A 12,244-nucleotide genomic window follows, 5' to 3' on the forward strand; every position below is an offset into this window, starting at 1 on the left:
CCACATATCTTCACAGATGCCCGTAGCCGCGATCCTGATTCATCGTGGCCGTTTGGTTACTCAGAGCACAACCCGCGCCGCCCGGCGGTGCGGACCGTGACCGGTTCGCACCGCGCGCTCAGGACCGGCGGCGGGGCTTCCCCCGGCCGGCGCCCCGGGACGCACCGGTGCGCTGCCGCGTCGACACCTTCGCCGCCTTCGGGACCTTCGGCGTCTTCTCACGCGTCACCGGCTCCTGCGGCCGACCCCGTGTGCTGTTCGCCGTCCGCCCCCGCACGATCCCGATGAACTGCTCCATCAGGTCGGTGGTCTCCTCCGCCGGCCACGCCAGCGCGACCTGCGACTCCGGCGCGTCCGCGAACGGCAGGTACGTCAGGTCCCGCCGGTGGTGCAGGCGCGCCAGCGACTGGGGGACGACGAGCAGCCCCACACCCGCCGCGACCAGCTCGACGGCGTCCTTCGTCGTGGCGGGCCGGTCGAGCGCAGGCCGTCCTGGCGGCCCCGCCCAGTCGAGAACGTCGTCGAGCGGGTGCAGCAGGGTCTCGCCGGCCACGTCCTCGGCGTGGACCGTGTCGCCGAAGGCGTGCTCCTTCGGCACCACGATCACCGTGGTCTCGATGTACAGCGGAATCGCGTGCAGCTCGTCCCGGTCGACCGGTAACCGCAGCAGCGCCGCGTCGACCTCCCGCTCCCGCACCAGGCCCGCGGCGTCGGCCGCGGGCGTCTGGGTGAGCACGAGCGGCACGGCGGGTACCCGCTCCGCCCAGATCCGTACCCACTTGGCCGGCATCACCCCGGGCACGTGCGCGAGCTGGAACGAGTCCGTCACGCGGGCAGGTTACCGGCCGTGAGCGACCCCCGTTACCCTCGGCCCATGACGCCGCGCAAGACCCAGACGATGAAGCCCGCGACCGCGGCGAAGAAGCTGGGCGTGTACCTCGAGGCCACCCCGGCGGAGTTCCAGGAGGGCGTGGTCTCGCGCGACGAGCTGAACGCCCTGCAGGCCGACCCGCCCGAGTGGCTGCGCGACCTGCGGCGCAACGGTCCGCACCCGCGCTCGGTGGTCGCCGCCAAGCTGCGGGTGTCCATCAGCGGTCTCGCGCGGGCCGGCATCACCGAGGCGTTGACGACCGACCAGGTGGAGGCGCTGAAGGCCGAGAACCCGGACTGGCTGCGGCGCGAACGCGCGCTCCAGACCGAGGTCCGCGGCGAGGTCGACCGCGTCAGGAAGTCCGGCTAACCCAGCTCGGCCAGCATCTTGGCGAACCCGTCCCCCCGGAAGTCCTGGCCGATGACCGCGTCGTCGGTGCGCGGGGTGACGGGCGCCAGGACGGCGCCGTCGCCGGCCCACCAGTAGACCTCCGGGCTGAGCGGCCGCGGGCTGCCCGCGTGGTACTCGGTGGCGACCCGGGCCATCTCGTCCAGTGCGTACCGGGTGCCGGCGCCGTCGCGCGGCACGTGGAAGACCAGCATCTCGTCGTTGGGGACCGCGACCAGCACGCCGTGCGGCAGGTCGGTCTCGCCGGTGACGGCCTCGACGACCCAGGGCAGCACCAGCGCCGTCGAGGCGGTGTACGCCGAGCCGGCGATGACGAAGACACCCTCGTGGGTGGCACACTCCTCGGGCAGCTGGCCGCGGAGGTTGTGCAGGCCGGCGTCGAGCAGGCGGTCGTAGCCGTGCTGCTCGACCTGCTCGTCGTTGAGGATGGCGATGTGGTCCGGGAAGTCGACGGCGAGCATGACGAGCAGGCCCGGTGCGACCTCGCGGGCGTAGGTCCACCCGTCCGCCAGGTTCGGGTCCGCGGGTCGCAGCTTCGCGTGGACGCGGTCGAGGAACTCCTCGGCAGGACCGTCGATGCCGGGGGTGTCGCCGGTCAGGGCGGCCAGTATCCGCCCGAGGCAGTCGTCGACCAGGCCGGCCCACTGGTCCATGGGCGCCCCGGCGACGGCGTCCTCGACGGGGGCGAGCCCGAACACGAGGTCCTCCGGTTCACCGACCTCGACCCGGTCCTCGTGGACCGTCACCCGCATGCCGGTGAACACCGGGCTGCGCCGGACGAGGTTGCGCAGCCGGTCGTGCTGGGCGGTCGTCAGGTTGTACACCGGCGGCAATCTACAAGATCGCCGGCGACCGTTCAGGCGTTTCGCCGTACGTGACCAAGACCACTCCCCGCGGCGCGGGCCGCCCATTTCAGGCTGTTTGGCTTTGTTGGGTCGTTTTTGTTGAATGCCGCTTTTATGCACCGATATTGCGCCATCTGCTGTCTTGTGGATCCGGTTGTATATGGCGAATAGTCACGCCGTCGCAATGGGGATCAGCCCATTGCGTCGGGGCGGATTTACCGAAATGTACCAATGCCGTGGAATTCGGAGTGCACACACATGCGGCGTTCCTTCCGATCCTCCTGTGTCATCGCCGCGGCGGTGACCACCGTGCTGGCGTTGACGACCGGGCCGACGGCCACCGCCGCGCCGGTCGCGACCGACGGCACGGGACCACAGTCGGTCATCGTGTTGCTCAAGGACCAGTTGTCGAGCGTGCCGGCGACCAGGGGAGACTCGAGCAAACGCAAGAGCCAGGCGACGAGCGCGCAGGACACCGTGCTCGGCCGGCTGGCGGGCGCGAAACCGGCCAGGGTCAAGCACTACACGCTCGGCAACGCGTTCGCCGCCACCGTCACCGCCGACCAGGCCGCCGCGCTGGCGCAGGACCCGGCCGTCGCCTCGGTGCTGCCCGACCGTGAGGTCACGCTGCCCGACCCGGCCGCCGCGGAGCCGCCTGCCGCGGGCGGGGGAACCGCCAGCAGGTCGACGCCCGGCGCGACCGCGGCCGGCCAGATCTGCCCGGCCGACCCCAGCCATCCGCTGCTCGAACCCGAGGCGCTGACCTCGATCCACGCGGCGAGCACGGACGGGTCCAGGAGCGCGGCGGACCTCGCCGACGGGCACGGCGTGACGGTCGCCTTCCTCGCCGACAACATGGACCCGAACTACGCCGACTTCATCCGGCCCGACGGCTCGCACGTGTTCACCGACTTCAAGGACTTCTCCGGTGACGGTCCGAACACGACGGACAGTGGCGCGGAGGCGTTCGGCGACGCGTCCTCGATCGCCGCGCAGGGTGTCGTGGTGCACGACCTGTCCCAGTTCGTGAACCAGGCCCATCCGCTGCCGCCCGGCTGCAACATCGTGGTGAAGGGCGTCGCGCCCGGCGCCAGCCTGGTCGGCCTCAACGTCTTCGGCTCGACCTCGACGAACTCCGCCGTGCTGCAGGCGATCGACTACGCCGTGACCGTCGACCACGTCGACGTGATCAACGAGTCGCTCGGCCTGAACCAGTACCCCGACCGCAGTTCCCGGGAGATGTTCCAGGCGTTCAACGACGCGGCCGTGCGGGCGGGTGTCACCGTCGTCTGCTCCAGCGGTGACGCGGGCATCACCTCGACCATCGGCAGCCCGTCGACCGACCCGCTGGTGATCTCCACGGGCGCGACCACGGACAACCGGCTCTACGCGCAGACCACCTACGCCGCCTTCCCGTTCTCCAACGGCAAGTGGGTCAGCGACAACATCTCCGCCCTGTCCTCGTCCGGCATCACGATGGGCGGCCGGACGATCGACCTCGTGGCGCCCGGCGAGGGCAACTGGGCGGACTGCTCGCCCGCCTACGACGAGTGCCGCAACTTCCGCTCGCCGCCGCAACCGACCGACCTCGAGTCGTTCGGCGGCACCAGCGAGTCCGCCCCGCTGACCGCGGCCACCGCCGCGCTGGTCATCCAGGCGTACCGGGGCGGCCACCACGGCCACTCGCCGTCCCCGGCGCAGATCAAGCAGATCATCACCAGCACCACCCGCGACCTCGGCCTGCCGGCCGACGAGCAGGGGACCGGGCTGCTCGACGCCCGCGCAGCCGTCGAGGCCGCGCTGACCGCCCCGGGTGCCACCGGCGCGCCGGCCGGTGTCGGGTCGAACATCGTGCTCTCGACCGACCAGGTCACCCTCGAAGGCGCGCCGGGCAGCACGAGGTCCAGCTCGGTGCGGGTGACGAACACGGGCAACCACGCGGTGACCGTCCAAACGGGAGCCCGCACGTTCGCCCCGCAGTCGGCGCAGCGCCAGACCGTGCCGTTCGACGCCAAGACGCTGCCGACGTTCAGCTACTACAACGGCCAGACGTGGGCGGTGAAGAAGGTCGCCTTCACCGTGCCGGGCGGCGCCGACCGGCTGTTCGCCAGGATGGCCTGGCAGGGCGACCCGGCGGTCGTCCGGCTGACGCTGCTGGCGCCGGACGGCACGTTCGTCGCCAACAGCCGCCCGCAGGGTGGCGCCGCGACGGCCAACTACGCCAACGTGGACGTCCGCTCGCCGAAGGCGGGCACGTGGACGGCGGTCCTGTACTCGCCGGCCGGCACCGGGTACAGCGGGCCGGTCATCCTGGACACCAGCACGCAGAAGATCGCGCCGTACGGCCACGTCTCGCCGTCGTCGGTGCGCCTCGCGGCGGGTGAGTCCAGGAAGGTCGACTTCAGCCTGCGGACCCCGGACAGTGGCGGCGACGCCGACTACTCGGTCACGTTCGCGACCTCCGAGGGGCAGCGGACCACGCTGTCCGCGGTGATGCGCAGCCTGGTCCCGGCTCCGGGCCGCTTCAGCGGCACCATCACCGGCGGCAACGCCCGCGCGGTGTCGCCCGCGCAGACGTTCAGCTACGAGTTCGACGTGCCGAGGGGCAAGAAGGACCTGGACGTCGGGCTGACGCTGACCGACCCGGGCACGGTGGTGGACGTCGTGCTGGTCGACCCGAACGGTGAGCTGGCCGACGTGAACAGCAACGTGTGGCTCGCCACGCCGACCACGCTCAACCAGGGCGCCGCGGTGCAGACCTACGACGCGAACCCGCTGCCCGGCCGCTGGCACCTGGTGCTGGTCGTGCAGAACCCGGTGACCGGTCAGGAGATCGAGCAGCCGTTCCGCGGGACGGTCGGGTTCGACCAGCTGGCCGTGCACGCGAACGGGCTGCCGTCGGGCGACCGGCTGGCCGCCGGCAGGGCCGTGACCGTGCCGGTGACCGTGCGCAACACGGGTGTCGAGCCGATCGCGGTCGGCGTCGACCCGCGGACCAACCGCCAGCAGACGCTGACGCCGGTCCCGGTGTCCGGCGGCAACTCGGTGGACCTGCCGGAGGACGCGAGCACCGCGCCGGTGTACCTGACGCCGCCGGACACCAGCCGGCTCACGCTCGCCGCGACCTCGTCGGTGCCGGCGCAGGTCGAGCTCCAGGGCTCCGCCGCAGGGTTCGACCTGTTCGGTGACCTCAAGGCCGCGCAGAACGGCGCGACGACGTCGGTCGCGACCGTCGGTGAGCGGGTCGGCTACGTCAGCAAGGGCGTCTGGTTCGGCTCGCTGGAGGAGATCGGGCCGTTCGGCGACGAGGGCGCCCAGCCGGGGCACGCGACGTACACGGCGTCGATGCGCACCACCGGTTTCGACTCGTCGGTGACGTCGTCGACCGGTGACCCGTTCGACCTCGCCGTCGACCCGACCGGGACGGGCGGCACGCCGACGATCATCCAGCCGGGTGCGACCGCCACCATCCAGGTGACGTTCACGCCCAGCGGGCACTCGGGAGACTCGGTCGCGGGACACCTGAACCTGGTGACCGTGCCGATCCTGCCGACCGGTGCGACCGGGTTGCCGTTCTACGGCACCGGTGAGGTGATCTCGGTGCTGCCGTACAGCTACCGGATCAGGTAGGCCGGACAACGACGTGGCCCGGGGCTCCTCGCGGAGTCCCGGGCCACGGCGCGTCGCCTACTGCTCGGAGAGGTAGCGCTCGAACTCGGCGGCCAGCTCGTCCGCGGTCGGGACGGGGTCGCCCTCCTGGATCAGGAGGTTCTGCGAGGTGCTGGTGAACGTGTCGTACTGGCGCTCCAGCGCCTCCACCACCTCGGTCACCTCCTCGGACTCGGCCACCTGGCGGGTGATCTCCGCGTCGGTGCGCTGCGCGGCGGCGTGCAGGGCCGAGGCCTCGATCGACAGGCCCGTGGACTTCGTGATGGCGTCCACCAGGCCGACCGTCGCCGTCGGGTACGTGCTCTGCGCCAGGTAGTGCGGGACGAACGCGGCGAAGCCCACCGCGTCGTGGCCCGCCTGGCCCAGGCGCAGCTCCAGCAGCGCGGACAGGTTGCCGGGGACCTGCAGGCGGTTGAACGGGGACTTCTCGGTGACCAGCTGCGGCCGCGTCGCGTGGGAGATCACGGCGAGGGGGCGCGTGTGGGGGACACCCATGGGGATGCCGTGGAAGCTGACGGTCAGGCGCACGCCCCAGCGTTCGACCAGCGACCGCACGGCGGCGGTCACGGCCTCCCAGCGGCGGTCCGGTTCCGGGCCGGTGAGCAGGAGGAACGGGGTGCCGATGGCGTCGTGCAGCAGGTGCACCACCAGCTCCGGGGCGTCGAAGGACTCCCACTGGTCGGTGGCGAAGGTCATCGCGGGACGGCGTGCCCGGTAGTCGATCAGGTCGTCGACGTCGAACCGCGCGACCACCCGGTGCTCGTTGTTCTCGAGCAGGTGGTCGACCAGCGTCGAACCCGCGGAGCCGGCGTCCACGAAGCCGCTGAAGTGCTGTAACAGCACTGATCCGCTGAGGTCCGGGACGTCGGAGTCGACCTCGAACAGCTCCTCCGGGTCCATTGCCACCTTGTGCCTCCTGAGTCAATCAGTCTTTCGAGTAGTCAACGCCCGAAGACGCCGGGTGATTCCCGACGCGGCGGGTGACCGCATGACTCCGTTGATCATCGGTCAACGGCGACCACCACGTCGTCGGCGGGTGTCACCGCTTCGTCGGTGCCGGCGCGCCGGCCGCGGGTGAATCCCCAACCGACGAGCACCGCGGCCACGACGGTGAGCGTGAGGCCCGCGATGGTGACCGCGTCCCCGAACTCCGCGGTCTGCCGCGTGCTCCAGTCCGAGGTGGCGATGTTACCGGTGAACAGCGCCGCGAGGATGGTGCCGGTGACGGCGATGCCGACGCCGGAGGTGACCTCGGTGGCGGTGTCGGTGAGCGCGGCGCCGATCGTGGTCCGGTTCTTCGGCAGCCCGCGGAGCACGTTCACCCCGGCGACGACGCCGACCACGCGCATCCCGGCGGCCACGAGCACGAGGGCGATCGCGACCCACACGTAGCCGAGACCGCTCAGCAGACCGTAGACGGCGAGCCCGGCCACGACCGCCGCGGCGCTGAGCCACGCGGCCCGGTCGAGACCGACCCGCCGCACGAACGGACCGATGAACGCGCCCCCCGCGACGAGCACGACGACCTGCGGCAGCATCCCGATGGCGGCGAGACCCGGCGTCCATCCCCAGTCGAGCTGGAGCTGGAGGGTCACCAGGTAACCGAGGCCGGCGGTCGCCAGCCCGGCCGCGGCCTTGTACGCCAGGCCGCTGGACACCAGCGGGTGTGCGACGAGGGCGAGGTCGAGCAGCGGGTAACGCGCCGAACGCTCGCGGTGGACGAAGAGAACCGCCGCGACGACGGCCCCCACGGTGGCCGCCCACGGGACCCACGACTCGGCGCCCTCGTGCACGAACAGCGTCGGCGCGACGAGCGCGAGCACGATCGTCGCCGTGCCCAGCACCGCACCCGCGATGTCCGCCGGATCGCGGTGCAGCTCACCCGGGTCGTCCGCGGCGACGCCGAACCGCACGCCGATGATCGCCAGCACGGCGACCGGCACGTTCACGAGCAGCAGGACCTGCCACGGCGCGATCGCGAGCACGAAGCCGCCGGCCGTCGGGCCGATGGCGAGCCCGACCAGCCCCACGGTCGAGATGAGGGTCGTCGCGCGGACGCGGAGGCCGTCGTCCGCGAACAGCCGGAAGGCCAGCGCCATCGAGCCCGGTGTCGTCATCGCGGCCGCGACCCCCATCGCCACCCGGACGGCGATGAGCTGCTCCGCGGTGTGGACGAAGGCGGTCGCCAGGCTCGCCACACCGAGCAGGACCAGCCCGACGAGCATGACCCGCCGCCGGCCAAAGCGGTCGGAGAGCGCGCCGAACGCGAGCATCAGGCCGCCGAACACGACCGCGTAGGCACCCGTCACCCACTGCAGCGCGGTCGTCGAGGCGTGCAGTTCGTGGCCGATCGTGGGGAGCGCGACGTTGAGGATGGAGTTGTCCAGCATCTCGAAGAGGAACACCGCGGACAGTCCCGCCAGGGCCACCCATGCCTCCCGCAGAGATCGGGGCGAGGCCGGAGAGGTAGCTGAGGACAATGGCGCTGGCTGTACGGTGGACATGCCATTAGGTTAACTGACTAAGTTTAGTCACACAAGTTAGTGAGGTCGGATGCCCAGGACCGGAGAACGAGGTGGGCCGCGGACGCGGGCGAGGATCTCGGCGGCCGCGACCAGGCTGTTCCTCGAACACGGGTTCGACACGGTCACGGTCGCCGAGGTCGCCCGGGAGGCCGGGGTCTCGAGCGTGACGGTCTTCAACCACTTCCCGCGCAAGGAGGACCTCCTCCTGGATCGCTCGGTCGACGCCGTCGAGCTGCTGCGGTCGGCGGTGCGCGACCGCGCCCCGGGCGTCGACGTGCTGGCGTCCCTGCGTGAGACGACCCTCGGTCTCGTGGACGCCCGGCACCCGCTCTCCGGCCTCGCCGACGGATCGGTCCCGTTCTTCCGGACCGTCGCGGCGTCGCCCGCCCTCCTCTCCCGCGCGCGGGAGGTCGCCGCCGACCTGCAGGGCACCCTGGCCGCGGAGCTCGAACGGGACCCGACCTTCGCGGGCGACGCGACCTTGCTCGCCGCCTTCTTCGTCGCCGGCTACACCAGCGTGCTGGTGGAGACCGCGCGTCGCCTCATCGCCGGCGAGCCGCCGGCCACGGTGGCGGCCGACCACTCCGCGCGCGTGGAGCGGCTGTTCGACGCCCTCCGCGCCGGAGTCCTGCCCCGACCGTGAGGAGGCGCCGGCCGCGCACCCTCAGAGGCCGGTCTCACCCGGCGGCCGATCGGGCGAAGTCCGCGAACCACCGGTCGACCGCCCGGCCCGACGTCAACCGGACCACGCCCACGCCGCGTCGCCGCAGGTCCGCCAGCCGGGGCGGCAGCTCGGCGCGCTGCCGGGGATGGGACTGCACCGCCCACAACAGCAACGACTCGCGCCCGAACAGGCCCGACCAGCGCTCCTGGTTGACACCCCACAGCATCGTGCGCGACCGGATCCGCCGGGTCGTCCGGCGCACGAGTCGCGGCAGCAGGACCCACAGCGGCAGGTCGAGCCACACGACGAGATCGGCCAGCGGCCACAGGACGTCGCCGACCCGGCTGGCGTAGTTGCCGTCCACCACCCAGCCCGGCAGCTCGGCCACCGCCGCGACCCGCGCCGCGAACTCCTCCCGTGGCCGCGGGGTCCAGTTCGGACCGTGCTGGAACGCGTCCAGCTCGACGTGTTCGACCCCGAGCAGCTCGGCCAGCCTGCCGGACAGGGTCGACTTGCCGGCGCCGGTGGTGCCGAGCACGACCACCCGCCGAGGTCTGGACTCCATGTCGCGTGCCACGTGAATAGCATCGGGGATCATGCGAACGATTTCCGAGTCACAGCTCGCCGCCGTGCTGTCCCGGGTGGCCGGCACCCCGCGGGTGGTGGTCAGCGGTAACTTCGCGACGCCGGCCGGCGCGCTGGCGGTGCTGGACAAGTCGCTGGCCGAGTACCGGCTGTTCACGCTCAACGCCCAACCCGGCCTGCCCGACCGGGACGGGGTGATCCTGGAGACCCCGTTCGTCGGCGCGGGTACGCGGGGCCGCGCCAGGCTGCGGTACTTCCCGTCCCGCCTGTCGCTGGTGCCGCACCTGCTGAGCCACACCCTGCCGCCGGACATCGTGCTCCTGCACACCTCCACCCCGGTGGACGGTACGGTGTCGCTCGGGACCGAGGTCAACATCCTGCCCGCGGCGGTCGAGGCGGTGCGGGCCCGGGGTGGCCTGGTCATCGCCCAGCTCAACCCGCGCATGCCCTACACCTACGGCGACGCGGTGCTGCCCTGCGACGAGATCGACCACGCGATCGAGGTCGACGAGCCGCTGTCGACGCCGGCGCCGCGTGCCGTCAGCGAGGTGTCGCGGCAGATCGGCGACCGCGTGGCGGCGCTGGTCCCCGAGGCCGCCACCCTGCAGCTCGGCATCGGCGCGGTGCCGGACGCGGTCCTCGCCGCGTTGACCGGCCGGCGTGGCCTGTCGGTCTGGTCGGAGATGTTCAGCGACGGGGTGCTCGGCCTGGCGCGAGCCGGCGCGCTGGACCCGGACGCCCCGGTGACGGCGTCGTTCGTGTTCGGGACCGAGGAGCTGTACCGGTGGGTGGACCGCAACCCGATGGTGCGGTTGCTGCGCACGGAGAAGACCAACGACCCGGGGCTGATCGCGCGGCAGCGGTCGCTGGTGTCGATCAACGGCGCGCTGCAGGTGGACCTGTACGCCCAGGCCAACGCGAGCCGCGTGCACGGGGTGATCTACTCCGGCTTCGGCGGGCAGACGGACTTCGTGGTCGGCGCCCTGCACTCACCCGGCGGCCGGGCGATCATCGCGTTGCCGTCGTGGCACGCCAAGGCGGACGTGTCGACCGTCGTGCCACGGCTGGACGGGCCCGTCACGTCGTTCCAGCACAGCTACATCGTCAGCGAGCGGGGCACGGCCACGATCTGGGGCCGGGACGTCACCGAACAGGCCCAGCAGATCCTCGACCGGGTGGCCCATCCCGACGCGCGGGACGAGCTGCGCGAGGCCGGGCGCAGGCTCGGGTTCCCGCTCGCGTAGCGCTGGACCGGCACATGGTGATCCCGCAGGCTCACGGCCGGCGGAGTGCCGCGCGGACGGCCTCCAGCGCCTCGGCGTCGTCGATGCCGAGTGACCTGGTCGTGGCCGCGTAGTCGGTGGCGGCCTGGCGCAGTGCGACCCGGCTGCGGTCACCCAGCGCGCTCACGAACGTGCCCGCTCGCCCGCGGGTCTCGACCAGCCCCGCCTCCTCCAGCTCGCGGTACGCCCGTGCCACGGTGTTCGCCGCCAGTCCGAGCTCCGCGGCCAGTGCCCGGACCGTCGGCAGCCTGGTGCCCACAGCGAGTGTCCGGTCGCTGATCTGCCGTGCCAGTTGGGTACGCACCTGGTCGAACGGGGGCTGACCGGACTGCGGGTCGATGGTGATCAGGGTCAACGCAACGCGACCGTGAGCAGGACGACCGCGTCGGTCAGCGCGGTCAGGCCGTGGCGCTGGGACGGGGTCCTGGTGAGCTGGCCGCTCTCCAGCTCCCACTCGGTGCTGCGGGTGTGCAGCCGCACCCGGCCACTCAGCGCGTGGATCGTCGCGCCCGCGGGAGCGTCGTGCTCGCCGAGCTCCGCGCCCTCCACCAGCGCGATCAGCGTCGCCCGCAGCGCGGCGCCGGTCGCGAGCGTCTTCGCCGCCCGCCGGGACTGGTGCCGGTGGGCCTCCTCCAGCAGCTCACCTGCCAGCTGCTCGATCCGGACCACGGACGGCTGTTCGGACATCCCGCTCGCTCCCATCCCCGGCGGTGCGCCGGTCACGGTAGTCAAGCACAAGATCCCCCTCGTCCGCTGGACTCGGTTCGTACGGTGCCGTCACACCGAGGAAGCGGTCGATCTCGTCGAGGAACACCGGCCACGCCGGTTCGTCCGCGGTCAGGATGTGGTTGCTGCTGTTCAGGAACCGCAGCTCGCTGTGCGGGATGAGCGCGGCCAGCTCCTGTGCCTGCGTCGCGGGCACCCGCAGGTCGCCGCGGGAGTGCAGGATCAGTGTCGGGCACCGCACCCTCGGCGCCAGCTCGGACACGTCGATCTGCGCGAAGACGTCCAGGAACCGCACCACGTTCGCGGTCGACGTGGTCGCGCGCTGGAGGTCGTTGAACGCGTCCCACAGCGCCCGGGTGCCGTCGGGCAGGAACTGGCTCGCGAACACCTGCCGGAACGTCGGGTCGTCGTGCCGCCAGCCGATGCGGCCCAGCTGCAGGTCCAGCGTCGCCTCCTCCAGCTCCTCGGCCGTGCCGGCCCTGGCGAGGCGGCCGCGGCAGTAGGCACCCGCGAGCACCAGGTGCGTGACCCGCTCCGGATGCCGCACCGCGTAGGCGATCGCGACGGCGCCGCCCTGTGACACGCCGAGCAGCGGGAAGCGGTCGAGGCCGGCGGCGTCCACCACCAGCTCCAGGTCGTTGACCCACGCGTCGAAGCCGAAGTCCGCG

At 72.1% G+C, this 12,244-nt stretch carries 12 protein-coding genes; 4 read left to right on the plus strand and 8 right to left on the minus strand.

Translation table 11 applies throughout. The features are described 5' to 3' along the window. Nucleotides 1–118: 118 nt before the first annotated feature. Nucleotides 119–790 carry a LysR family transcriptional regulator substrate-binding protein gene (locus VET29_RS37425; RefSeq protein ID WP_324929859.1) on the minus strand — a complete coding sequence of 224 codons (672 nt, stop codon included), beginning with the start codon at nt 788–790 and terminating at the stop codon, nt 119–121. Nucleotides 791–874: 84 nt separating this feature from the next. Between VET29_RS37425 and VET29_RS37430 the strand changes: the two genes are divergently transcribed. Next, nucleotides 875–1,240 carry a DUF5997 family protein gene (locus VET29_RS37430; protein WP_324929825.1) on the plus strand — a complete coding sequence of 122 codons (366 nt, stop codon included), beginning with the start codon at nt 875–877 and terminating at the stop codon, nt 1,238–1,240. Here the strand turns inward: VET29_RS37430 and VET29_RS37435 are convergent. Then, nucleotides 1,237–2,103: a hypothetical protein gene (locus VET29_RS37435; protein ID WP_324929828.1), complete on the minus strand. Its 867-nt coding sequence runs from the start codon at nt 2,101–2,103 to the stop codon at nt 1,237–1,239. The genes VET29_RS37430 and VET29_RS37435 overlap by 4 nt on opposite strands. A 321-nt stretch (nt 2,104–2,424) precedes the next feature. On the opposite strand from VET29_RS37435, the gene VET29_RS37440 reads away from it, so the two are divergent. Continuing rightward, nucleotides 2,425–5,754 (plus strand): S8 family serine peptidase, encoded by a 3,330-nt coding sequence (locus VET29_RS37440; RefSeq protein WP_324929831.1) that lies wholly within the window; start codon nt 2,425–2,427, stop codon nt 5,752–5,754. 57 nt (nt 5,755–5,811) lie between these two features. Here the strand turns inward: VET29_RS37440 and VET29_RS37445 are convergent, their stop codons facing one another. Continuing rightward, complete coding sequence (locus VET29_RS37445; RefSeq protein ID WP_324929834.1) at nt 5,812–6,699, minus strand: PAC2 family protein; 888 nt, start codon at nt 6,697–6,699, stop codon at nt 5,812–5,814. Nucleotides 6,700–6,794: 95 nt separating this feature from the next. Continuing rightward, nucleotides 6,795–8,297: an MFS transporter gene (locus tag VET29_RS37450; protein ID WP_414636710.1), complete on the minus strand. Its 1,503-nt coding sequence runs from the start codon at nt 8,295–8,297 to the stop codon at nt 6,795–6,797. A 49-nt stretch (nt 8,298–8,346) separates the two neighbouring features. On the opposite strand from VET29_RS37450, the gene VET29_RS37455 reads away from it, so the two are divergent. After that, complete coding sequence (locus VET29_RS37455; protein ID WP_324929839.1) at nt 8,347–8,961, plus strand: TetR/AcrR family transcriptional regulator; 615 nt, start codon at nt 8,347–8,349, stop codon at nt 8,959–8,961. Between the two features lie 34 nt (nt 8,962–8,995). On the opposite strand, the gene VET29_RS37460 is transcribed toward VET29_RS37455, so the two are convergent. Then, nucleotides 8,996–9,559, minus strand: coding sequence for a hypothetical protein (locus VET29_RS37460; RefSeq protein ID WP_324929841.1), 564 nt, complete (start codon nt 9,557–9,559; stop codon nt 8,996–8,998). 19 nt (nt 9,560–9,578) lie between these two features. Between VET29_RS37460 and VET29_RS37465 the strand changes: the two genes are divergently transcribed. Beyond that, nucleotides 9,579–10,811, plus strand: a complete 1,233-nt coding sequence (locus tag VET29_RS37465; protein WP_324929844.1) for an acetyl-CoA hydrolase/transferase family protein — start codon at nt 9,579–9,581, stop codon at nt 10,809–10,811. Nucleotides 10,812–10,842: 31 nt separating this feature from the next. On the opposite strand, the gene VET29_RS37470 is transcribed toward VET29_RS37465, so the two are convergent. The 3 genes from VET29_RS37470 to VET29_RS37480 form a co-directional block, all read right to left on the minus strand. Beyond that, a complete protein-coding gene (locus VET29_RS37470) occupies nt 10,843–11,199 on the minus strand; it encodes a GntR family transcriptional regulator (protein ID WP_324929862.1) in 357 nt (118 codons plus the stop codon). Between the two features lie 2 nt (nt 11,200–11,201). After that, entirely contained in the window at nt 11,202–11,537 is a 336-nt protein-coding gene (locus VET29_RS37475) for a hypothetical protein (RefSeq protein WP_324929847.1), read from the minus strand. Then, nucleotides 11,491–12,244: alpha/beta hydrolase (locus tag VET29_RS37480; RefSeq protein ID WP_324929850.1), on the minus strand; the 754-nt coding region annotated here is incomplete at its 5' end. The genes VET29_RS37480 and VET29_RS37475, both read right to left, overlap by 47 nt.

The organism is Actinophytocola sp. (assembly GCF_035634895.1).
In the GTDB taxonomy this organism is placed as follows: Bacteria; Actinomycetota; Actinomycetes; order Mycobacteriales; family Pseudonocardiaceae; genus Actinophytocola.